General features: G+C 73.3%; 26 protein-coding genes. 13 read left to right on the top strand and 13 right to left on the bottom strand.

The window, feature by feature from the left end; translation table 11 throughout:
• Window positions 1–21 precede the first annotated feature (21 nt).
• Window positions 22–342, top strand: a complete 321-nt coding sequence (locus tag ACME2J_RS02070) for a HesB/IscA family protein (RefSeq protein WP_495543202.1) — start codon at window positions 22–24, stop codon at window positions 340–342.
• Between the two features lie 21 nt (window positions 343–363).
• Here the strand turns inward: ACME2J_RS02070 and ACME2J_RS02065 are convergent, their stop codons facing one another.
• From ACME2J_RS02065 to ACME2J_RS02040, 6 genes are read right to left on the bottom strand one after another with little or no spacing between them, the layout of a single operon-like run.
• Entirely contained in the window at window positions 364–1,608 is a 1,245-nt protein-coding gene (locus ACME2J_RS02065) for an SGNH/GDSL hydrolase family protein (protein WP_495543201.1), read from the bottom strand.
• Window positions 1,609–1,631: 23 nt separating this feature from the next.
• Entirely contained in the window at window positions 1,632–2,483 is an 852-nt protein-coding gene (locus ACME2J_RS02060) for an amidohydrolase family protein (protein ID WP_495543200.1), read from the bottom strand.
• Between the two features lie 34 nt (window positions 2,484–2,517).
• The gene (locus ACME2J_RS02055) at window positions 2,518–2,715 is read right to left on the bottom strand and encodes a hypothetical protein (RefSeq protein WP_495543199.1); all 198 of its coding nucleotides are present in this window, start codon (window positions 2,713–2,715) and stop codon (window positions 2,518–2,520) included.
• Window positions 2,716–2,756: 41 nt separating this feature from the next.
• Complete coding sequence (locus tag ACME2J_RS02050; RefSeq protein WP_495543198.1) at window positions 2,757–3,368, bottom strand: TVP38/TMEM64 family protein; 612 nt, start codon at window positions 3,366–3,368, stop codon at window positions 2,757–2,759.
• A 4-nt stretch (window positions 3,369–3,372) separates the two neighbouring features.
• Window positions 3,373–4,038, bottom strand: a complete 666-nt coding sequence (locus ACME2J_RS02045; protein ID WP_495543197.1) for an HD domain-containing protein — start codon at window positions 4,036–4,038, stop codon at window positions 3,373–3,375.
• Between the two features lie 35 nt (window positions 4,039–4,073).
• Entirely contained in the window at window positions 4,074–4,460 is a 387-nt protein-coding gene (locus tag ACME2J_RS02040) for a hypothetical protein (RefSeq protein WP_495543196.1), read from the bottom strand.
• Between the two features lie 109 nt (window positions 4,461–4,569).
• Here ACME2J_RS02040 and ACME2J_RS02035 point away from each other — a divergent pair, with 109 nt between their 5' ends.
• Both ACME2J_RS02035 and ACME2J_RS02030 read left to right on the top strand, forming a co-directional pair.
• Window positions 4,570–4,758: a hypothetical protein gene (locus ACME2J_RS02035; protein ID WP_495543195.1), complete on the top strand. Its 189-nt coding sequence runs from the start codon at window positions 4,570–4,572 to the stop codon at window positions 4,756–4,758.
• Between the two features lie 44 nt (window positions 4,759–4,802).
• Entirely contained in the window at window positions 4,803–5,567 is a 765-nt protein-coding gene (locus ACME2J_RS02030; RefSeq protein ID WP_495543194.1) for an alpha/beta fold hydrolase, read from the top strand.
• A 69-nt stretch (window positions 5,568–5,636) separates the two neighbouring features.
• Here ACME2J_RS02030 and ACME2J_RS02025 read toward each other — a convergent pair whose 3' ends face one another.
• The 7 genes from ACME2J_RS02025 to ACME2J_RS01995 form a co-directional block, all read right to left on the bottom strand.
• A complete protein-coding gene (locus ACME2J_RS02025; protein ID WP_495543193.1) occupies window positions 5,637–6,704 on the bottom strand; it encodes an NADP-dependent oxidoreductase in 1,068 nt (355 codons plus the stop codon).
• Window positions 6,701–7,549, bottom strand: a complete 849-nt coding sequence (locus tag ACME2J_RS02020) for an energy-coupling factor ABC transporter ATP-binding protein (protein ID WP_495543192.1) — start codon at window positions 7,547–7,549, stop codon at window positions 6,701–6,703. The genes ACME2J_RS02025 and ACME2J_RS02020 overlap by 4 nt, the downstream gene beginning before the upstream one ends.
• A complete protein-coding gene (gene cbiQ / locus ACME2J_RS02015; protein WP_495543191.1) occupies window positions 7,546–8,328 on the bottom strand; it encodes a cobalt ECF transporter T component CbiQ in 783 nt (260 codons plus the stop codon). The genes ACME2J_RS02020 and cbiQ overlap by 4 nt, the downstream gene beginning before the upstream one ends.
• Entirely contained in the window at window positions 8,295–8,630 is a 336-nt protein-coding gene (locus ACME2J_RS02010; RefSeq protein WP_495543190.1) for a PDGLE domain-containing protein, read from the bottom strand. Before ACME2J_RS02010 ends, cbiQ begins: the two co-directional genes overlap by 34 nt.
• Window positions 8,627–9,337, bottom strand: coding sequence for an energy-coupling factor ABC transporter permease (locus ACME2J_RS02005; RefSeq protein ID WP_495543189.1), 711 nt, complete (start codon window positions 9,335–9,337; stop codon window positions 8,627–8,629). The genes ACME2J_RS02010 and ACME2J_RS02005 overlap by 4 nt, the downstream gene beginning before the upstream one ends.
• Window positions 9,337–9,825, bottom strand: a complete 489-nt coding sequence (locus ACME2J_RS02000; protein WP_495543188.1) for a Fur family transcriptional regulator — start codon at window positions 9,823–9,825, stop codon at window positions 9,337–9,339. Before ACME2J_RS02000 ends, ACME2J_RS02005 begins: the two co-directional genes overlap by 1 nt.
• A gap of 99 nt (window positions 9,826–9,924) precedes the next feature.
• Window positions 9,925–10,542, bottom strand: coding sequence for a GntR family transcriptional regulator (locus ACME2J_RS01995; protein ID WP_495543187.1), 618 nt, complete (start codon window positions 10,540–10,542; stop codon window positions 9,925–9,927).
• Window positions 10,543–10,716: 174 nt separating this feature from the next.
• On the opposite strand from ACME2J_RS01995, the gene ACME2J_RS01990 reads away from it, so the two are divergent.
• From ACME2J_RS01990 to ACME2J_RS01945, 10 genes are read left to right on the top strand one after another with little or no spacing between them, the layout of a single operon-like run.
• A complete protein-coding gene (locus ACME2J_RS01990; protein ID WP_495543186.1) occupies window positions 10,717–10,995 on the top strand; it encodes a HypC/HybG/HupF family hydrogenase formation chaperone in 279 nt (92 codons plus the stop codon).
• The gene (locus tag ACME2J_RS01985; RefSeq protein WP_495543185.1) at window positions 10,992–11,258 is read left to right on the top strand and encodes a HypC/HybG/HupF family hydrogenase formation chaperone; all 267 of its coding nucleotides are present in this window, start codon (window positions 10,992–10,994) and stop codon (window positions 11,256–11,258) included. Before ACME2J_RS01990 ends, ACME2J_RS01985 begins: the two co-directional genes overlap by 4 nt.
• Window positions 11,255–12,373, top strand: coding sequence for a hydrogenase formation protein HypD (gene hypD / locus ACME2J_RS01980; protein WP_495543184.1), 1,119 nt, complete (start codon window positions 11,255–11,257; stop codon window positions 12,371–12,373). The genes ACME2J_RS01985 and hypD overlap by 4 nt, the downstream gene beginning before the upstream one ends.
• Window positions 12,370–13,485 carry a hydrogenase expression/formation protein HypE gene (gene hypE, locus ACME2J_RS01975; RefSeq protein ID WP_495543183.1) on the top strand — a complete coding sequence of 372 codons (1,116 nt, stop codon included), beginning with the start codon at window positions 12,370–12,372 and terminating at the stop codon, window positions 13,483–13,485. Before hypD ends, hypE begins: the two co-directional genes overlap by 4 nt.
• 25 nt (window positions 13,486–13,510) lie before the next feature.
• Entirely contained in the window at window positions 13,511–14,575 is a 1,065-nt protein-coding gene (locus ACME2J_RS01970; protein ID WP_495543182.1) for an NADH-quinone oxidoreductase subunit B family protein, read from the top strand.
• Window positions 14,576–14,588: 13 nt separating this feature from the next.
• Window positions 14,589–16,370, top strand: a complete 1,782-nt coding sequence (locus ACME2J_RS01965) for a nickel-dependent hydrogenase large subunit (RefSeq protein ID WP_495543181.1) — start codon at window positions 14,589–14,591, stop codon at window positions 16,368–16,370.
• Between the two features lie 17 nt (window positions 16,371–16,387).
• Window positions 16,388–17,800: a DUF5947 family protein gene (locus ACME2J_RS01960; RefSeq protein ID WP_495543180.1), complete on the top strand. Its 1,413-nt coding sequence runs from the start codon at window positions 16,388–16,390 to the stop codon at window positions 17,798–17,800.
• A complete protein-coding gene (locus ACME2J_RS01955; protein ID WP_495543179.1) occupies window positions 17,797–18,495 on the top strand; it encodes a DUF6084 family protein in 699 nt (232 codons plus the stop codon). The genes ACME2J_RS01960 and ACME2J_RS01955 overlap by 4 nt, the downstream gene beginning before the upstream one ends.
• Window positions 18,492–19,679, top strand: a complete 1,188-nt coding sequence (locus ACME2J_RS01950) for a hypothetical protein (protein WP_495543178.1) — start codon at window positions 18,492–18,494, stop codon at window positions 19,677–19,679. Before ACME2J_RS01955 ends, ACME2J_RS01950 begins: the two co-directional genes overlap by 4 nt.
• Window positions 19,676–20,245 carry a hydrogenase maturation protease gene (locus ACME2J_RS01945; protein ID WP_495543177.1) on the top strand — a complete coding sequence of 190 codons (570 nt, stop codon included), beginning with the start codon at window positions 19,676–19,678 and terminating at the stop codon, window positions 20,243–20,245. Before ACME2J_RS01950 ends, ACME2J_RS01945 begins: the two co-directional genes overlap by 4 nt.
• The last annotated feature ends 7 nt before the right edge of the window (window positions 20,246–20,252 follow it).

The following is a 20,252-nucleotide window of genomic DNA, read 5'->3' as shown; positions in this document are numbered from 1 at the left end:
ACCCGAGCGAAAGGAACGTCCATGCTGACGCTCTCCCCGTCGGCGGTCGAGGCCGTCGACGCCCTCCTCGCCTCGCCCGAGGTGCCCGACGGCGCAGGGCTGAGGATCGCCGCCGCCGAGGCGCCCGACGGATCCGGAGCCCAGCTCCAAGTCTCTCTCGTGACCGAGCCGGCGGCCGACGATCAGGTCATCGAAGAGGGCAACGCACGCGTCTTCGTCGACGACGCGATCTCCGAGGTCGTCGATGACGCCACCCTCCAGGCCGCTCAGGAGAACGACCGGCTCACGTTCGCCCTCAGCCGTGAGGGCGGCGGAGTGAACGGCGGCGCCGGGGCGGAGTGACCGTCAGCGCGCGGTCGTCCGTCACCGGCGGGTCGACGGACGGCCGACGCGCACCTTCAGCCGCACCGGCTTCGAGAGGCCCCCGGGACCTGCGGCCCGGACGACGAGCCGGTGCACGCCGGCGCGCCGCCCGACGATCTCGCGCGTGAGACGGACGACGGAGGCGCCGGCCGGCAGCCCGACCGCGTCGGTCGAGCGCCCCTTGGTGTAGGAGACGCAGGTGCGGCCCTTGCGGCGCGACCGCGACCGCGGCCGGCAGCGCCCCTTCGAGTCGCGGCGGCCGGAGAAGCGACGCTGCAGCGTGAGCGTCACGTCGGCGGCCCGGTCGAGCCGCACGGAGACGCGGGCCGGGGGGCCCGCGGTCCGCATCGCGCGGACGACGCGCACGCGGCCGAGCGCCGGCGCCGGCGGCGTCGCCTGCGGCGGGTTGCGGAGCGCGACGAGGACCGTGTTGGCGAAGCCCTCCTCGCCCTTGGCGTTCGGGTGCAGGGGGGTCGAGACGTCCGAGAGGAGGACCCCCTCGATCCACCGGTCCTGCGCGCAGACGTCGTGGCCGATCGAGGGCCCGTAGACGTCGACGAACTCGATGCCCAGCCGGCCGGCCTCCGCTGCGATGACGGCGTTGAGGCGGCGGATGAGCTCGTCGATGAAGCGGTGGTCGTCGGCGCTGAGCGGGACGACCGCCGGACAGCTCCGGCCGTCGGAGGGCGTCACGGCGGGGTAGCCGACCGCGAGGACGCGCGCCCGCGGCGCCCGCGCGCGAATCGCCGCGAAGAGCTGGGCGACGCGCGGGCCGACGAGCTCGATCTGCTCGCGCACGCTTCCGGGACCCGGCGCCCCGAAGCGGTCGCGGCACGCCGTCCCGGTCGTGTTGCCGAAGCCGAGGCAGGTCGAGGCGGCCTGGAAGATCTTCGAGTCGTTGGCGCCGAGGCCGACGGTGACGAGGGACGCGTCGGAGGCCACCGCGTCGAGCTGGGCGGGGTTCGTCCCGCCGAGGAGGAGGTTCCCCTGCGGCGCGAACGCGTGGCTCGTCTCGGCGCCCGGGCAGCTCACGTCCCTGACCCCCAGCGCGATCTTCCGCGAGACGAGCGCGGGGTAGTTGCGCGTCGAGCGGGCGCAGTCGATCGGCTGGCCGTGGGGGAAGGGGACGAACGGCGCGGCGGTGTACGAGTCGCCCAGCGCGACGTACGGGGCCGCCCCGGCAGCGGCCGGCGCAGCGGCCAGCACCGCCGCACCGCAGAGAAGGACGACGAGCAGACGCCGCATCCGCTCCATTCTGGCGTGTCGCGTCAAGCGTCGCGCCGGTCGGCCGCTCCGGCGGCGGGGAGCCCGAACACGCGACGGGCGTTGCCGTCGAGGTAGAGCGCGCGCGTCTCGTCGTCGAGATCGAGCTCGTCGAGCCCTTCGAGGGCGTGGGCCGGCGCGAGCATCGGGTGGTTCGAGCCGAAGAGCACCTTGCGCCGGCCGCTGCGCGTGCGCATGTAGGCGATGAGCTCGGAGGGGAGGCGGCGGCTCGTGTAGGCCGACGTGTCGATGTGGACGTTCTCGTGCTTGCGCGCGACGGCGACCATCTCCTCCGTCCACGGATAGCCGACGTGCCCGCAGACGATGACGAGCTCCGGGAAGTCGATCGCGACCTCGTCGATGTAGGGGATGGGACGGCCCGTCTCCGAGGGGCGCAGCGGACCGGTGTGGCCGACCTGGGTGCAGAACGGGACGCCGAGGTCGACGCACGCGGCGTAGAGCGGGTAGTAGCGCCGGTCGGTCGGCGGGGCGCCCCAGAGCCACGGGATGACGCGCAGGCCGACGAAGCCGTCGTCGGTGACGCGCCGTCGCAGCTCCCTGACCGCCTCCATCGGCCGGTCGAGGTCGACCGCGCAGAGCGCCCGGAAGCGCTCGGGATGGCCGGCGACCCAGCCGGCGACCTCGTCGTTGGAGATGAGCGCCCCCTCCCGCGGGGCGTGCCAGGCGCTGAGGATGCCGATGTCGGCGCCCGCTGCGTCGAGCGCGCCGACGGTCGCCTCGATCGGGACGTCCTCGCCCGGGAGCTCCTTGCCGGTCCACCGGCGCAGCGAGTCGAACATGTCGTGGCCGAGGAACCGCGGCGTCGGGTGCTGGATCCAGGCGTCGACGACGGGCATGGCGCGAGATCCTCGCAGGCCGCGGGCGGGGCGCCTACGCGACCTGCGCGACGAGCGCGCAGGCGACGGCGGTCTGCGCCGTCCAGGCTGCGGTCCGCAGCCAGTTGAGACGGACGAGCCGCCGGTGGGCGCGATCGTCCCAGCCGGCGCCGAGCAGGCCGTGGATCGGCGCGAACGCGAGGCCGGTCGCGGCGAACTGGCCCGCGGCGATCGCGGCGTTGGCGACGAGCATCGCGTGACGGTACGGGCGAGGACGGCGCCGGGACGAGCGCCCTACGGCGCCTCCGACCCGCGAGATGCAGGATCCTGACCGCAGCGGTCACGTTCCTGCATCTCGCGGGGCGGAGGGCGCCGGCGCCGGCGCCACGTCCCGGCGGCGATGAGCACCGCGATCGCCGCGAGCGAGACGAGGAAGCCGGGGGAGGTCGGATCGGTGATCGAGTCCCCGAGGGCGACGAACGCGACGCTCCCCGGGATGATCCCGATCGCGGTGCCGACGACGTGATCGCGCCGCGTCACCGCCGAGAGACCGAACGCGTAGTTGAGCGCGTTGAACGGGACGATCGGGAGGAGACGCAGCCCGAGGACCGCGGCGAGGCCCTCCTCCCCGACGCGGTCGTCGGCGCGGGCGACCCGCTCCCCGAAGCGCGCCCGGACGCGCTCGCGGCCGAGGCGCCGCGCGATCTCGAAGGCGGCGACCGCACCGAGCGTCGCGCCGAGGACGACGAGGACGGAGCCCCACACGGCCCCGAAGACCGCACCGGCGGCGAGCGACGGGATGCTCCCCGGGACCATCGCGACGGTGAGCGCGACGTAGGCGACGACGAAGACGACGGGCCCGGCGGCGCCGGTGCTCTCGACGAGGTCGCGGAGATCGTCGATCACGCGGTCAGCCGTCGAACAGGGTGCGGCTGTCGGGCCCCTGGTGCTCCTCGGCGAGCGCGGTGATCGCGTCGACCGTGCGGCGCAGCTCGTCGACGTAGGGCACGGCGGCGGGACCCATCCGCTCGCGCTCGCGCTCGAACGCGGCCGCGAGCTCGCGGTAGTAGATCCGCGTCGCGATGCCCTGGCCCTGCTTGAAGCGCGCCCAGAGGTCGTCGCCGAGCACGCGGTAGTCGGTGAGGATCGAGCGCGCGTTGTGGAGCTTGTCGGCGAGCGACACCCGCAGCGCCGCCGGCGACTTCGTCCGCATCGACTCGACGTAGCTGCGCTTGCGCTCGTACCACGCCTCGCCGCCCGCCTTGCGGTCGGAGTCGTCGACCGCATCGCTGTTCGCGAGGACGATCTCCGCGACGTCGGCGCCCCACCGCTCCTCGATCTCGGCGAGCGCGACCCGCCCGCCGCCGTCCTCGACGACGTCGTGGAGGAGCGCGCCGATCGCCTCGTCCTCGTCGCCGCACATCTCGAGCGCCAGCGACGCGGCGGCGAGGAGGTGGGCGACGTAGGGCACGGTCGTCCCCTTGCGCAGCTGGCGCGCGTGATGGCGCGTCGCGTAGTGGAGCGCCTCGTCGAAGCGCTCCGTGAGGATCGGGGTGTCGGTGAACGACTCGGCCACGACGCGCGACATCGTCGCACGCCGCGTGGGTGGGGTCAGCTCCGCGCCATGCGTCGCGCGAGGTGCGCCGCGCCGATCGCCGCGTACCCGGCGGTGAGCGCGACGAGCGGCACGGACGCCGCCGGCGGCAGCTCACTGCGCGCGGCCTGGAGCGCTCCGCCGACCGTGTCGGTGATGTCGACCGCGAGGCCGATGCGCTGGATGCGCTCGCGGTCCGCGCCGCGGGCCGTCCACCAGGCGGTGCCGAGCGCGATCGCCCGCGCCCCGAAGATCCGCGTCATGTAGTCGAGCTCGGGCGTCGCGCGCATGCCGAACGCGCGCGTGAGCGCCGCCGGCGCGGCGAGCGCCGCGACGCCGAGGCCGATGCGGCCGCAGGCGAGCGCCGCCGGGCCGCGTTGATCGAGGTCGGGCGTGGGGTGCATGGGCCCGACGCTTTCAGATCGAGGGAAGGCGGTCGATGACCTCGGAGGTAAGGAGCCTTTCGTGCGCGTCGTCACACACCACCGCGTGGCGCCCGGAACACTTGTTCGGATGTCGCCCTGGTCGACCCCGATCCCGACGTGGCCGGCGGCCGCGCCGCGCGGCCTCGACGCCCGGTCCGGCCCCGGAGCGGGCTGCGACTGCAGCACGTGCCGCCCGCCGACGCGCCTCTCCGACCCGGTCGTGCTCGGCGACGCGGAGGTCGTCGAGCGCCACCCGCTCGGGCACCTCGAGCTGTAGCGCGCCGCGATCCCGCGGCCTGAACGATCGTTAGGCTTCCCGCCATGGCGACCGTGACGGTGACCGGCGGGGACGTCGACGTCCTCGACCTGCCGGGCGATCCCGCGCGCCCGCCCCTCGTCCTCCTCCACGAGGGCCTCGGCTCGATCGGGCTCTGGCGCGGCTGGCCGGAGACGCTCGCCGACAGGACGGGCCGGCGGACGGTCGCCTTCTCCCGCTTCGGCCACGGTCGCTCCGGGCCGCCGCCGCGCCCGCGCCGCCCGGGGTTCCTCGAGGAGGAGGCGGAGCTCGTGCTGCCCGCCGTGCTCGACGCGCTCGGGGTCGAGCGCCCGCTGCTCGTCGGCCACTCCGACGGCGCGACGATCGCCCTCCTGCACGCCGCCGCGGGGCACCCGGTCGAGGGCCTCGTCGTCATGGCGCCGCACGTCGAGGTCGAGCTCGACGCCGTCCCCTCCATCACGGCGATGGGCGAGATGTTCCGGGCGGGCGGCCTGCGCGAGCGGATGGCGCGCCACCACGACGATCCCGACGCCGCGTTCCACGGGTGGTTCGACGTCTGGAGCAGCGAGGAGTTCCGTGACTGGCGCATGGAGGCCGACGCGCTCGCGCGGATCGACGTCCCCGTCCTCGCCATCCAGGGCGAGGGCGACGAGTTCGCGACGCTCATCCACCTCGAGCGCATCGTCGCCGAGACCTCGGGACCGGCGCGGATGCTCGTCGTCGGCGGGGGGCACAGCCCGCACCTCGACGTCGACGCCGCTCGGGTGACCGAGGCGGTCGTCGACTTCGCCGCCGCCCCCGGGCGGTGAGTGTGGATCCACCTGGCCAGGAGCCGGGTGGATCCACACTCACGCCGCGGGGTGGCGCCGCGGCGCTCGCTACGCCATCGCCGGGGTGACGTCCGCCGCCTCGGGCTCGGCGACCCGCACGAGGAGCTTGCCGACGTTGTCGCCGGCGAAGAGGGCGTTGACGGCGTCGATCGCGTTCTCGAACCCGTCGACGATCGTCTCGCGCCACGTGAGCTTCCCGGCCGCGGCGAGCGCCCCGAGCTCCTCGATCGCCTGCGGGAAGCGGTCGACGTGGTCGAGGACGAGGAACCCGGTCATCGTCGCGCGCTGCATGATGAGCTGGCCGATCGAACGCTGGCCACGCGGGTTCGGCGTCGGCCCGTAGTCGTTGTACTCGCTGATCATCCCGCAGAGGGCGATGCGCGCGCCGACGTTGAGACGGTCGAGGACGGCGTCCATGATCTCGCCGCCGACGTTCTCGAAGTCCGCGTCGACCCCGTCCGGCGTGGCGTCCGCGAGGCGCTCCTGCCAGTCGGGCGCCTTGTAGTCGATGCACGCGTCGAACCCGAGGTCCTCGACGACGTGCCGGCACTTCTCGGCGCCTCCGGCGATGCCGACCGCGCGCGCGCCGCGGGCCTTCGCGATCTGACCGGCGATCGAGCCGACGGCACCGGCCGCGGCGGACACGACGACCGTCTCCCCCTCGGCCGGGCGGCAGATGTCCTCGATCCCCAGCCACGCGGTGATCCCGGTGTGGCCGAGCGGCCCGAGGAGCGCGGTGAGCGGGACGGGGAGGGGGGACGGCAGGACGGTGAGCGGCGCGTCGAGCAGCGCGTCGTCGGCGACGCAGTGCTCCTGCCACCCGATGAAGCCCGAGACGAGCGCGCCGACCGGCATGTCGTCGCGGCGCGAGGCGACGACCTCCCCGATCCCGAGCCCGCGCATGACGCCGTCGATCGGCACCGGAGGCATGTAGCCCCGCAGCTCGCTCATCCAGATGCGGTTCGTCGGATCGACCGAGAGGCTGAGCGTGCGGACGAGGGCCTGCCCCTCGTCGATCTCGCCGATCGGCTCGGAGACGAGCTCGAGGTCGGCCGCCGTGACGAGCCCGTCGGGGCGTCGGCGAAGGCGGTAGCAGCGGTTCGTGCGGTCGCTCATGGGCCGACCGTAACCGCGCCCGCGGCGTCGTCGTCGGCCTCGCAGCCCATGTCCCGACCCGCGTCTTGTCCGCGCGCGACATCCTGCGGCGGGCGCTGCGCGCGCGGACGCCGCACGACGCGGGACGGGTCGAACCCGGGCGGGAGCAGCAGGTCGTGGCGGGCGAGGAGCGAGGCGTCGGCGAGGACGTCGTCGCACGGCGCATCGGCGACGATGCGGCCCCGGTCGATGACGACGGCGCGCTCGCACAGCTCGGCGGCGAGCGGCAGGTCGTGCGTCGCGACGAGGAGCGTGCGCGGGATCGCCGCGAGGACGTCGACGAGGTCGGCGCGGCTGCGGGGGTCGAGGTTGGCGGTCGGCTCGTCGAGCGCGAGGAGCGAGGGGCGCGAGGCGAGGACCGTCGCGATCGCGACGCGCCGGCGCTCGCCCATCGAGAGGTGGTGCGGCGGGCGGCCGGCCGCCTCCTCCATCCGCACGGCGGCGAGGGCCTCGGCGACGCGCCGCGGGATCTCGTCGCGCGGGACGCCCAGGTTGAGGGGTCCGAAGGCGACGTCCTCGCCGACCGTCGGCATGAAGAGCTGGTCGTCGGGGTCCTGGAAGACGAGGCCGACGCGCGCCCGCAGCTCCCGGAGCGAGCGGTCCTCCACCCGGAGCCCTGCGACCTCGGCCTCGCCGGCGCCGCGCAGGAGGCCGTTGAGGTGGTGGAGGAGCGTCGTCTTCCCGGCCCCGTTCGGCCCGAGGAGCGCGACGCGCTCACCCTCCTCGACGCTGAGCTCCACCCCGTCCAGCGCGGGACGGCCGTCGGGATAGCGGTACGAGAGGCCGGTGAGGGAGATCGCTCTCACGGGGTGCCGAGCAGGACGCGCAGCGGGACGAGGGCGATGGCGATCGCCGCGACGAACGCGAGGTCGGCGCCGCCGACCGCGAGCGGCTCGGCCCGGGGCAGCGTGCCGGCGTACCCCCGCGCGAGCATGGCCCGGTGGACGCGCTCGCCGCGGCCGAAGCTGCGCAGGAACACCGTCGCGACGAGCCGGCCGAGGATCCCGGAGCGCAGGAGGGACCGGGGACGCCCCGCCCGGGCGGCGAGGGCGACGGACGTGCGGCGGACCTCGTCGGCGACGACGAAGAGGTAGCGGTGCATGAGCGTCGCGACGACGACGAGGAGCCGCGGAGTCCGCAGCGCCTCGAGCCCGCGCACGAGCTCGGGGAACGCGGTCGTCGCCGTGAGCAGCACGGCGGCCCCGACGCCGATCGTCGTCTTCGCCGTCACCGCCCCGAGCGTCGCGAGGCCCGCCTCGTGGACGGTGAGCGGCCCGAGCGCCCACGCGGCGCCGCCGGAGCGCACGAACGGCACGACCGCCGCGACGGGGAGGACGAGGACGAGCGCGGCGGCGCCCCGGCCCCAGAGCGCGGAGACGGGGACGCGCGCCGTCGCCCCGATCGCGACGAGGACGGCGAGGCACGCGAGGTACACCGGCCAGGCGGAGAGGGGCGTCGTGAGCGCGACGGCGGTCACCGCGAGGAGCCCGACGAGCTTCGCGCGCGGGTCGAGGCCGTGCACGGCGCTGCCGGCGTCACCGGCGACGCCGGTCAGCTCGAGGCGGTGTGCGGCGAGCGCGCCCATCGGCGACGGCGGATGAGGAGTCCGAGTCCCGCTGCCACGGCGAAGACGCCGACGACGCCGGCGAGTCCCGCGAGGCCGGTCGTCGCCTTCTCGTCCTCGACCCCGGGGATCGCGTAGCCGGCCGCCGGCGCCCTCTCCTGGACGCCCGGCGTGACCGCGCGGTCCGCGAACCCCTTCTCCTCGGCGACCTTCTCGAGGCCGTCGGGCGACGAGGACGCCAGCGGGGCGACCGCGACCCCGAGCCCGACGGCGACGACGAGGCCGACGACGACGAGGAGCCGGGTGGAGACGCGGGGCGTCACGGCGCGCCTCCCGCCATGCGCGGCGCCGGGAGGGCGGCCGGGCGCGTCACCGCGAGCCGCTCCCCGCCGATCGCGACGAGATCCGGCCGCGTCGCGAGCACCGCGCTCACCGCCGTCGCCGTGATGAGCGCCTCGCCGATGCCGATGAGGGCGTGGACCCCGAGCATCGCCGGGAGCACCGTCCCGAGCGGCACGGTGTCCGAGAGCCCGAGCTGGAGGCTCGTCGCGGCGGCCGCCGCCATCACCGCCGTCCACGCGGCGGCGCCGACGAGCACGAGGTAGGCGGTGCGCCCCGGCCGCAGGAGACGGACGCCGCCGGCGACGAGCAGGCCGGCGAGGAGCGCGCCGAGGACGCCCATGTCGAGCACGTTCGCGCCGAACGCGCCGAGCCCGCCGTCCGCGAACGCGAGGGCCTGCACGCCGAGGACGACCGTCATGACGACGCAGGCGAGCCACGGCCCGAGCAGGACGGCGGCGAGCGTCGCTCCGAGGAAGTGCCCGCTCGTCCCGCCGGCGACGGGGAAGTTGACCATCTGCGCGGCGAAGACGAACGCGGCGACGACGCCGAGGAGCGGGACCTGGTGCTCCTGGATCGTGCGCTCGGCGATCCGCAGCGAGACCCCGACCGCGACGATCGCCACGAGCGCGCAGACGACCGCGACCTCGGCGCTGAGGAAGCCGTCGGGGATGTGGAGGCCGAGCGGCATCAGGCACCGGGCTTCGCTTCGCCGTCGTCGCGGGCCGCACGACAGCTCGCGCAGGTCCCCACGATCGGGAAGTGGCCGAACCGCGCCTCGAGGCCGAAGCGGTCGCGGATGAGCGCGCGCACCTTGTCGAGCTGGACGGGAACGACCTCGCGGACGCTGCCGCACGACTCGCACAGGAGGTACTCGCGCGGCTCGGGGGATGCGAGGGCGTAGAGCGCCGGCGCATGGCCGAGGTGGAAGTGCCGGACGAGCCCGGCGCGCTCGAGGACCTCGAGGTTGCGGTAGACGGACGCGAGGTCGGAGACCGGGAAGCGTCCCCCGAGCCCCGAGGCGATGCGGTCGGCCGTGAGCGGCCCGGCTGCGGCGAAGAGGACCTCGAGGAGGAGCCGGCGGGCCGCGGAGACCCGGAGGCCACGCTCGCGCATGATCGCGGCGGCCGACTCGACGTCCCGTGTCGGGACGGCGGCTCCCGGGTGCGCGATCGTCACGGGACCTCCTCCTCCCCGCCGCCGGAGCGACAGCGTTCGCAGGTGCGAGGACTTGCAGGAGTACCAGCGCGCCGCCGCGCCGGCAACATTTCAGCCGGATCAGTGCGAGCGCTCGATGAGCGCGCCGAGGTGCAGCCAGTTCTCGCGCGTCGCCGAGACGGCGCCGCCGACGTCGCCCGCCGCCGCGCGGGCGATGATCGCCTCGTGCTGGGCCGCCGAGCGCCGGCCGGGGAGCGCGCCGTCGCGCAGCCGCTCGAGCCGCCGGACCCGCGCGGTGAACCGCGTGAGGACCTTCGTGAGGTCGCCGTTGCCCGCCACGCGGACGAAGACGCCGTGGAAGGCCTCGTCCGCGTCGTAGGTCTCCTTCACCTTCGCGGCGTCCATGGCGGCGACGAAGGAGACGTTCGCCTTGCGGAGCTCGTCGACGTCGTCGTGGGTGAGGAGGGGCACCGCGAGCTCGACGGCGAGCGCGTGGAGCGCGGCGAGCACGGGGAAGGTGTCGTGCGCGTGGGCGGGCTCGAGCGGCGCGACGCGCGTGTAGCGCTGGGGGACGGTCTCGACGAGCCCCTCGTCCTCGAGGCGCGCGAGCGCCTCCCGGACCGGCGTGCGGCTGAGGCTCAGCCAGGTGCAGAGCTCGGCGTCGTGCAGACGCTCGCCCGGCGCGAGCGTGCCCGACACGATCGCGTCGCGGATCTGCTCGTAGGCCGTGTCCCGCAAGAGATGTCGCGCAACCGCCTGCCGATCGGACGGCACTGGCATATCGCATATGAGTAGACCAGTCGCCGCGAAAGCGCGCAAGACCGGACCCCGGGTGGTACGGATGGTGCGAAGGGGGACGCGGCGGACCTCACCCCCGCCGCGTCCTTTTCAGCCGACAGTGGGGAGCGCTGCATGTGCCTCGCGATCCCAGGACGGATCATCGAACTCGTCGACGAGGAGAAGCGGCTCGCCCGCGTCGACGTCGCGGGCGTCCACCGCACGATCAACGTCGGGCTCACCGACGAGGACGACCGCCCGACCGCCGTCGGCGACTGGGTGCTCATCCACGTCGGCTTCGCGCTCTCGCGCGTCGACGAGGAGGAGGCCCGGGCCACCCTCGAGCTCCTCCAGGGGATGGGCGAGGACTACGAGGCCGAGCTCGAGGAGCTGAGGGGGAGCGTGATCGAATGAGTGACGTCGAGCCGAGGGGCGAGCTTGCGAGCCCGGAGGGTCGAAACCTCGGTCACCACTGCATCACCTGCTCCGACGAAGGCCTCGAGATGCGGGTCCTGAAGCTCGACCCCGACCGCGCGATGGCCCTCTGCGAGGACGAGGCCGGTCGCCGCGAGTCCGTCGAGGTCGCGCTGGTGGACTGCGGGATCGGCGACACGCTCCTCGTCCACGCGGGGACCGCGCTCATGCTCCTCGCCGGCCGGGAGGAAGCACGGGCATGAGGTTCGTCGACGAGTTCCGCGACCCCGGGCTCGGCCGGACGCTCGCGCGCGAGATCGCCGAGGCGGTCGAGCCGGACCGCCGCTACAAGGTCATGGAGGTCTGCGGCGGCCACACCCACTCGATCTACAAGTACGGCCTCGACGACCTCCTGCCGTCGAACGTCGAGCTCGTCCACGGGCCGGGGTGCCCGGTCTGCGTCATCCCGATGGGACGCGTCGACGACGCGATCGCGATGGCCCACGAACCGGGCGTCATCTTCACGTGCTTCGGGGACATGATGCGCGTCCCGGGCTCGGACTCGACGCTCCAGGACGCGAAGGCGCGCGGGGCCGACATCCGCATGGTCTACTCGCCGCTCGACGCCCTGCGGATCGCCAAGCAGAACCCGGACCGCGAGGTCGTCTTCTTCGCGATCGGCTTCGAGACGACCGCGCCGTCGACCGCGCTCACGCTCATGCGCGCCCGCGCCGAGGGCATCGGCAACTTCACGTGCTTCTGCAACCACGTGACGATCGTCCCGCCGCTGCGGGCGCTCCTCGAGTCGCCCGACCTGCGGCTCGACGGCTTCATCGGCCCCGGCCACGTCTCGACCGTGGTCGGCGCGCGCCCGTTCGAGTTCCTCCCGCGCGACTACGACAAGCCGGTCGTCGTCTCGGGCTTCGAGCCCGTCGACATCCTGCAGTCGGTCCTCATGGTCCTCCGCCAGCTCGCCGACGGCCGGCGAGAGGTCGAGAACCAGTACAAGCGCGTCGTCCCCTACGAGGGCAACCTCAAGGCGCTCGAGGTCCTCGCCGACGTGTTCGAGCTGCGGCCGCACTTCGAGTGGCGCGGGCTCGGCTTCATCAGCCAGAGCGGCCTGCGGCTGTCGGAGCGCTACGCCGACCTCGACGCCGAGAAGCGGTTCGCCGTGCCCGGGGTCCGCGTCGCCGATCCGAAGGCGTGTCAGTGCGGCGAGGTCCTCAAGGGCGTCATCAAGCCGTTCGAGTGCAAGGTCTTCGGGACCGCCTGCACGCCCGAGCGGCCGATCGGGACGTGCATGGTCTCCTCGGAGGGGGCCTGCGCGGCCTACTACAACTACGGACGGTTCAGCCGCGACAAGGAGGCCGTCGCATGACGCTCTCGACGAACGGAGCGGCGGGGCGCGACGAGGTCGTCTCCCGCGAGGAGCGCGTCCTCGGCATCATCGAGACCGCCCGCGCGAAGCGCCCGAAGTTCCGCGACGAGCAGATCACGATGGCCCACGGCGCGGGCGGCAAGGCGACGGCCGCGCTCATCGAGGGGCTCCTCGTCCCGGCGTTCTCCTCACCGGCGCTCGACGTGCTCGCCGATGCCGGCACGGTGACCGCAGGCGGCGCGGGGATCGCGATGACGACCGACAGCTTCGTCGTCAAGCCGATCACCTTCCCGGGCGGCACGATCGGCGAGCTCGCGGTCAACGGGACGGTGAACGACGTCGCGATGGCCGGGGCCCGACCCCTCGCCCTCAGCCTCTCGCTCATCCTCGAGGAGGGCCTGCCGGCCGGCGTGCTGCGCACGCAGGTCGAGGCGATCGCCGAGGCGGCGCGCGTCGCGGGCGTCGAGATCATCACCGGCGACACGAAGGTCGTCGAGCGCGGCGCCTGCGACCAGATGTACGTCTGCACGACCGGCATCGGCCTCGTCGATCCCCGCGCGCGGCTCTCCCCCGATGCGCTGCGCCCCGGCGACCGGGTGCTCCTCAGCGGGCCGATCGGGGAGCACGGCACCGCGATCATGCTCGCGCGCGACGAGTTCGAGCTCGGCGCGGTCGTCGAGTCCGACACGCGGTCGCTGTGGCCGGCGGTCGATGCGCTCCTCGGGGCGGCCGGAGGCGAGCTGCGCTGCCTGCGGGATGCCACGCGCGGCGGGGTCGCCTCCGTCCTCAACGAGCTCGCCCGCGCCTCCGGCGTCGGGCTGACGGTCCGCGAGGCGGCCGTCCCCGTCGACCCGGCCGTCGTCGGCGCGTCGGAGCTGCTCGGCATCGATCCGATGCACGTCGCGAACGAGGGGGTCCTCGTCGCGATCGTCGACCCCGAGGGGGTGGACGCCGCGCTCGCGGCTCTCAGATCGGTCGACGGCTGCGGCGACGCGGTCGTGATCGGTGAGGTCACCGAGGAGCAGGGAGGGATGGTCCTCGTCGAGACCGCCTTCGGAGGAAGGCGGGTGATGGATCAACTCGTGGGAGATCCCCTCCCACGCATCTGCTGAGCGAAGGACGGAAGGGAGACGGACCATGGCGACCCAGACGGAGTTCGCCCCGAACCAGTCGACGACGGAGGCCGTCACGGCCCATGTCCTCTGGATGACCGTCGGCCTGTCCTGCGAGGGGGATTCCGTCGCGATGACATCGGCGACGAACCCGAGCCTCGAGGACATCATCACCGGCGCGATCCCCGGCATGCCGAAGGTGGTGGTCCACAACCAGGTCATCGCCTACGAGTACGGCGACGACTACTCGAAGGCGTGGTACGACGCGCAGAACGGGGCGCTCGACCCGTTCGTCCTCGTCATCGAGGGCTCCCTGGGGAACGAGAAGATCAGCGGCGAGGGCTACTGGACGGGCTTCGGCTACGACAAGACGACCAACCAGCCCATCACGACGAACGAGTGGATCGACCGGCTGAAGGACAAGGCCGCGGCGATCGTCGCCGTCGGGACCTGCGCCACCTACGGCGGCATCCCGGCGATGCGCAACAACCCGACGGGCGCGATGGGCGTCCGCGACTACCTCGGCTGGGACTGGAAGAGCAAGGCCGGCATCCCCATCGTGAACATCCCGGGCTGCCCGGCGCAGCCGGACAACATGACCGAGATGCTCGTGCACCTCGTCTTCGCGCTCGCGGGGATGGGACCGGTGCCCGAGCTCGACGAGGCGGGCCGGCCGACGTCGCTCTTCGGGCGCACCGCGCACGAGAGCTGCAACCGCGCCGCGTTCTACGAGCAGGGCAACTTCGCGACCGAGTACGGGTCCGACCACCGCTGCCTCGTGAAGCTCGGCTGCAAGGGCCCCGTCGTGAAGTGCAACGTCCCGCTGCGCGGCTGGCAGAGCGGGATGGGCGGATGCCCGAACGTCGGCGGCATCTGCATGGCCTGCACGATGCCGGGGTTCCCCGACAAGTACATGCCGTTCATGGACGAGACGAAGTCCGGCCGGGCGTCGTCCACGCTCGCGCGGTTCACGTACGGGCCGATCCTGCGCTGGGGCCGCAAGCAGTCGATGAAGCGCAACTACGACGTCGAGCCCGAGTGGCGGCACAACCGCGCCGAGCTCACGACCGGCTACGCGAAGAACTGGTGAGGGGGAGCGACACATGAGCACGCTCGAAGAGGCACCGACCGGCCAGAAGGTCGACGTCCGGCAGATGTCGTGGGACCCGATCACCCGCATCGTCGGGTCGCTCGGGATCCACACGGAGATCGACTTCACGAACCAGAAGGTGAACAAGTGCTACTCGACGTCGATGATCTTCCGGGGCTTCGACATCTTCATGAAGGGCATCGACCCGCGGGACGCGCACTTCATCACGAGTCGCATCTGCGGCATCTGCGGTGACAACCACTGCACCTGCAGCTGCCTCAACCAGAACATGGCCTACGGGGTGAAGCCGCCGAAGCTCGGCGACTACGCGTTCAACCTCGCGGAGAGCGCCGACTTCATGTTCGACCATGCGATCTACAACGACTGCATGGCGAACGTCGACTACTCCGAGCAGATGGTGAAGGAGACGAACCCGTCGGTTCTCGCGAAGGCGGAGAACACGCCGGCGCCGCACTCCGACATCCACGGCTACAAGACGATCGCCGACATCATGCGGGCGCTCAACGCGTTCACCGGCGAGTTCTACCTCGAGACCCTCCAGGTCGCCCGGTACACCCGCGAGATGTACTGCCTCTTCGGGGGCAGGCACACCCACCCGTCGACGATCCTCCCGGGCGGCTGCAGCGCCGACATCACGCAGCAGACGCTCACGGAGTACTACGTGCGCCTCATGAAGTACGTCGACTACTGCAAGCGCACGGTCCCGATGCACGACGACCTCTACGACTTCTTCTACGAGGCGCTGCCGGGCTACGAGCAGGTCGGCTACCGCGACACCGACATCATCTGCTGGGGCGCCTTCGACGACCCCGAGCACGTCGACTACTCCTACCGCGGCATGACCGACTGGGGCCGGCGCCGGTTCGTGACGCCCGGCCTCGTGTTCAAGGGCGAGCTCGTCACGACGGACCTCGTCGAGATCAACCTCGCGATCCGGATCCTCCTCGGGTCGTCGTACTTCGACGACTGGGCGGGGAAGACCGAGCAGTTCGTCACGAAGGACCCGCTCGGCAACCCGGTGGACCCGCGGCACCCGTGGAACAAGCAGACGCTCCCCAAGCCGCAGGCGCGCGACTTCGCCGACAAGTACTCGTGGGTCGCCTCGCCGCGGATGTACGACGCGCGCAACGACCGCTTCGTCGCCAGCGACACCGGCGGCGGGCCGTTCGCCCGCCAGTGGGTGACGGCGAAGGCGGGGCTCCTCGATCTCGGCTTCCTCAAGGCGACGGGCGAGTCGCTGCAGATGGTGCTCCCGAAGACGGGCTTCATGCCGGAGATGGAGCTCGAGTGGAAGATCCCGCAGTGGTCGAACGCGATCGAGCGTCAGCGCGCGCGGACCTACCACCAGGCCTACTCGGCGCTCGTCGCGCTGTACTGCCTCGAGCGCGCCTACGAGGAGGTCCGGGCGGGCCGGACGAAGAGCTGGCAGGAGTTCAAGGTCCCCGACGAGGCGGTGAGCGTGGGCTTCCACGAGGCGGCGCGTGGCGTCCTCTCGCACCACATGGTCATCCGGGACGGCAAGATCGCGAACTACCAGCCCTACCCGCCGACGCCTTGGAACGCGAACCCGCGCGACACGCACGGGACGCCAGGGCCCTACGAGGACGCGGTGCAGAACACGCCGATCTTCGAGGAGAACGGCCCTGAGAACTTCAAGGGCATCGACATCATGCGGGCGGTCCACAGCTTCGACCCGTGCCTGCCCTGCGGGGTGCACATGTACGGGAAGGGCAAGGTCCGCAAGGTCGTCCACACCCCGACGGGAATGGCCTAGGACCGAGGAGGACGCGGATGACCGATCTCGCCCGACCCACGGAGGAGGAGCTGGTCGAGCGGGTCCAGGGCCTCACAGCGCGCCTCGAGGAGATCGAGGATCCCGAGGCGCGCGCGGTGGGCGACGAGCTGGCCTCAGCGATCGTCCAGCTCTACGGAGAAGGCCTCGTGCGCATCCTCGACGCGCTCGCCGACGACGCGGCGGCGGTCGCGGACGTGCGCGAGCGCCTCGTCGCCGACGGGGTCGTCGGCAGCCTCCTGCTCATGCACGGCCTGCACCCCGTCGGGCTCGAGACCCGGGTGCAGGAGGCGCTCGACGGCGTCCGGCCCTACCTCGCGTCGCACGGCGGCGACGTCGAGCTCCTCGGCGTCGAGGACGACGTCGCGCGCCTGCGGCTCGTGGGGAGCTGCGACGGCTGCAACGCGTCGGCGGCGACCCTCGAGCACGCCATCGAGGAGGCGCTGCGCGAGCACGCGCCGGACCTCGCCGGCATCTCCGTCGAGGGGGTCGTCGAGGCCGTGCACGTCACCCCCGGCCAGGCGGCAGCGAGCGAGAAGACGTGGGTGGCGCTCGAGGGGGCCGACGCGATCGAGCGCGGCCACATGGTGACCGCCTCGCAGAACCTCCTCGTCGCGAACGTCGCCGGGACCCTGCTCGCCTACCGCGACGCGTGCGCCGGCTGCCCGGCGCCGCTCTCCCACGGGGTGCTCCTCGGCGGGACGCTCACGTGCGCCGCCTGCGGACGCTCCTACGACCTGCCTCGCGCCGGGCGCTGCCGCACCGAGGAGGGCCTCCAGCTGGAGCCCGTCCCGCTCCTGCGCGGCGCCGGCGGGGTGCGCGTCGCCGTCGAGCCCCCGGAGGAGGACGTCTCGGCGCACGGCCGCGACGGGACGTGCGACCTCTGCCCGTCGGGTCTGTCGGTCGACCACCGCCATCTCCTGCACCTCGACGAGCGCCGGATCCTCTGCGTCTGCGAGACCTGCTGGTCCTCGCGCTCCGGCGACCCGGAGCTGCGCCCGACCGGCGTCCGCACGCTGTGGCTCGACGACGCGACGGTGCCCGACGACCTGTGGGCGTCGCTCCAGATCCCGATCGGGCTCGCGTTCGTCATGCGCTCGGGCGCGACCGGCGGGGTCGCCGCCCTCTACCCGAGCCCGGCGGGTGCGACCGAGTGCGAGCTCGACCTCTCGGCGTGGGAGCGGCTCGTCGCGCTCAACCCCGTCCTCGGCCGGCTCGAGCCGGACGCCGAGGCGTTCATCGTCAACCGGCTCGCGCAGCCGCCGCAGTACGTCCTCGCGCCGATCGACCAGGCCTACGGGCTCGTCGGGCGCATCAAGGAGGCCTGGCAGGGGATCTCCGGCGGCAGCGGCGTCGAGGACGCGGTCGCGGCGTTCTTCGCCGAGATGCGGGCGCGCGCGGTGGTCGGATGACCGAGCCCGCCGTCACCGTCGGCGCGCGCACCGGCAGACCGGCTTCGCCGCCGCAGGAGGAGCCCGTCTTCACCGTGCTCGGCGTCGAGCCCGTGCGCGCCGCGCTCGCGCCGACGCTCCGCTTCCTGCTCCACGTCGATGACCCCTCCGGCTGCGAGACGCTCACGATCGCGCTCTCGACGCAGATCCAGGTCGAGCCCGCACGCCGCGCCTACGACGACGAGACGCGCCGCCGGCTCTCCGACCTCTTCGGGGCGCCCGAGCGCTGGGGCGCGACGACCCACGCCTTCCAGTGGGCGCGCGTCGAGGCGCTCGTGCCCGGATTCACCGGCGCGACGTCCTTCTCCGTCGAGGTCCCGTGCACCTACGACATGGAGGTCGCGGCGACGAAGTACTTCAGCGCCCTCCCGGACGGCGAGATCCCGCTCACCTTCCACTTCAGCGGCATGGCGCTCTATCGCGGCGAGGCCGACCGGCTCCAGGTCCGTCCCGTCCCCTGGAGCTGCCACGCCGAGTGGCGGATGCCGGTCGCGGCCTGGCGGCGGCTCATCGCCGAGGCCTATCCGGGCGGGGGCTGGATCGCGCTCGACGAGGAGACGCTCGCCGCGCTGCGGGACCGCGCGCTCCGCGACGGCGACCGGAGCCTCGGGGCGTGCGTCGCACGCCTCGTCGCCGCGGGGGAGGACGGGCGGTGACGCGCCTCGAGGAGCTCGTGCGCACCCTCCTCTTCGAGGGCTACGCGCTGTACCCGTACACGCCGGGCGCGACGAAGAACGCGACCCCGACGCCCTTCGGCATCGCCTATCCGCCCGCCTACGCCGCGGACAGCCCCACGACCTTCGACCACGCGCGCCTCCAGATCGTCGTCGAGACCGACCGGTCCGACGTCCTCGCGGCCGTCACCGCGAGCGCCCGCTTCCTCGAGCCGTCCGGCGACCGCCACGAGGCGGCGGAGAGGCGCGTCGACATCCCGCCGACGGCGCTCGGCGACCTCTCCGCAGGGCCCGTCGAGGCGCCGTTCACGGGGGACCGCGTCCGCGGTCGCCTGCGCCTCGCGGTGCAGCCGCTGCACGCCGGCCTCCACCGGCTCACCCTGAGCGTGCACAACGAGACCGAGGTCCCCGCCGGGCTCGGGCGTGCGGAGGCCCTGAGGTCGAGCCTCCTCTCGACGCACCTCGTCGCGACGCTCGAGAGCGACCCGCTCGGCGCCGCGCGGTTCATCTCGACGATCGACCCGCCCGAGCACGCCTCGACGGCGAACATGACGTGCACGAGCGTCAACACGTTCCCGGTGCTCGCGTCGCCCGCCGACGACGCCGTCCTCGGCGCGGCGATCGTCCTCCCCGACCATCCGCAGCTCGCGCCGGAGAGCAAGGGCGACCTCTTCGACGGCACGGAGATCGAGGAGGCGCTCCTCCTCCACGTGCTCGCGCTCTCCGACGGCGAGGTCGACGAGATCGCCCGGCAGGACCCGGCCATCCGCGAGATGGTCCGCCGCGCGGCGGCGACGACGCCCGAGGACTTCGAGCGACTCCGGGGGAGGGTGACGATCGGCGGGGCGGGTGGGGATCCCCTCTCCGGCATGCCGACCTACGGCGAGGAGCTCAAGGGCGAGCGCGAGCTCGCGGTCGGCGGCGTCCTCTACCGGCTCGGCGACCGGGTGCGCCTCCGCGTCGGGACGGGCGGGGCGGGCGGGGCCTCTCACGCGCAGGACCACCTGCTCGACGGGCGCACGGCGACGATCGAGCGCATCTACGTCGACTACGCGGACGAGGTCCACCTCTGCGTCACGGTCGACGACGACCCCGGCCAGGCGCTCATGCGCGACATCGGCCGCTATCTGTACTTCAAGCCCGCCGAGGTGGAGGTGCTCGCATGAACCACGAGGAGATGTTCGCCGGCGCGTCGCTGCGCGACCTCGAGCCCGATCCCGCGCCCCAGCGCCAGATCCTCGTCGCCGGGGTCGGCAACGCCTGGCTGCAGGACGACGCGTTCGGCGGAGAGGTGGCCCGGCGGCTCGAGGCGGCCGGGGTCCCCGACGGCGTCACGGTGCTCGACTTCGGGACGAGCGGGCTCGATCTCGCCTACGAGGTGATGCGCGGCTACGACGCGCTCGTCCTCATCGACGCCAGCCGGCAGGGCGGCGAGCCCGGGACGCTCTACGTCATCGAGCCCGACCGGTCGGAGTTCGCGTCCTCGATCGAGGACGGCGAGATGATCGACCCGCACCACATGGACCCGATGACCGTCCTGCGGTTCGTCGGGGCGACCGGCGGGTGGCCGGGCAAGGTGCTCGTCGTCGCGTGCGAGCCGGGCGCCGTCGACGACGTCGGCTACGGCCTCACCCCGGCCGTCGAGGCGGCGGTCGAGCGGGCGGTCGCGCTCGTCCTCGGCACGCTCGCCGAGCTGCAGACCGACGCGGCGTACCGCGAGGCCGCGGGATGAGGCCGCG

It is taken from the genome of Paraconexibacter sp. (assembly GCF_059438195.1).
This window is presented reverse-complemented; position numbering and strand designations above follow the sequence as displayed.

Excerpts from the sequence above, each read along its gene's own strand:
- cbiQ (WP_495543191.1), bottom strand. The coding sequence starts at position 8,328 with ATGGGCGCGCTCGCCGCACACCGCCTCGAGCTGACCGGCGTCGCCGGT.
- ACME2J_RS02060 (WP_495543200.1), bottom strand. The coding sequence starts at position 2,483 with ATGCCCGTCGTCGACGCCTGGATCCAGCACCCGACGCCGCGGTTCCTC.
- ACME2J_RS01965 (WP_495543181.1), top strand. The coding sequence starts at position 14,589 with ATGAGCACGCTCGAAGAGGCACCGACCGGCCAGAAGGTCGACGTCCGG.
- hypD (WP_495543184.1), top strand. The coding sequence starts at position 11,255 with ATGAGGTTCGTCGACGAGTTCCGCGACCCCGGGCTCGGCCGGACGCTC.
- ACME2J_RS01960 (WP_495543180.1), top strand. The coding sequence starts at position 16,388 with ATGACCGATCTCGCCCGACCCACGGAGGAGGAGCTGGTCGAGCGGGTC.
- ACME2J_RS02035 (WP_495543195.1), top strand. The coding sequence starts at position 4,570 with ATGTCGCCCTGGTCGACCCCGATCCCGACGTGGCCGGCGGCCGCGCCG.
- ACME2J_RS01990 (WP_495543186.1), top strand. The coding sequence starts at position 10,717 with ATGTGCCTCGCGATCCCAGGACGGATCATCGAACTCGTCGACGAGGAG.
- ACME2J_RS02025 (WP_495543193.1), bottom strand. The coding sequence starts at position 6,704 with ATGAGCGACCGCACGAACCGCTGCTACCGCCTTCGCCGACGCCCCGAC.
- ACME2J_RS01945 (WP_495543177.1), top strand. The coding sequence starts at position 19,676 with ATGAACCACGAGGAGATGTTCGCCGGCGCGTCGCTGCGCGACCTCGAG.
- ACME2J_RS02070 (WP_495543202.1), top strand. The coding sequence starts at position 22 with ATGCTGACGCTCTCCCCGTCGGCGGTCGAGGCCGTCGACGCCCTCCTC.
- ACME2J_RS02005 (WP_495543189.1), bottom strand. The coding sequence starts at position 9,337 with ATGCCGCTCGGCCTCCACATCCCCGACGGCTTCCTCAGCGCCGAGGTC.
- ACME2J_RS01970 (WP_495543182.1), top strand. The coding sequence starts at position 13,511 with ATGGCGACCCAGACGGAGTTCGCCCCGAACCAGTCGACGACGGAGGCC.
- ACME2J_RS02055 (WP_495543199.1), bottom strand. The coding sequence starts at position 2,715 with ATGCTCGTCGCCAACGCCGCGATCGCCGCGGGCCAGTTCGCCGCGACC.
- ACME2J_RS01955 (WP_495543179.1), top strand. The coding sequence starts at position 17,797 with ATGACCGAGCCCGCCGTCACCGTCGGCGCGCGCACCGGCAGACCGGCT.
- hypE (WP_495543183.1), top strand. The coding sequence starts at position 12,370 with ATGACGCTCTCGACGAACGGAGCGGCGGGGCGCGACGAGGTCGTCTCC.
- ACME2J_RS02030 (WP_495543194.1), top strand. The coding sequence starts at position 4,803 with ATGGCGACCGTGACGGTGACCGGCGGGGACGTCGACGTCCTCGACCTG.
- ACME2J_RS02040 (WP_495543196.1), bottom strand. The coding sequence starts at position 4,460 with ATGCACCCCACGCCCGACCTCGATCAACGCGGCCCGGCGGCGCTCGCC.
- ACME2J_RS01985 (WP_495543185.1), top strand. The coding sequence starts at position 10,992 with ATGAGTGACGTCGAGCCGAGGGGCGAGCTTGCGAGCCCGGAGGGTCGA.
- ACME2J_RS02065 (WP_495543201.1), bottom strand. The coding sequence starts at position 1,608 with ATGCGGCGTCTGCTCGTCGTCCTTCTCTGCGGTGCGGCGGTGCTGGCC.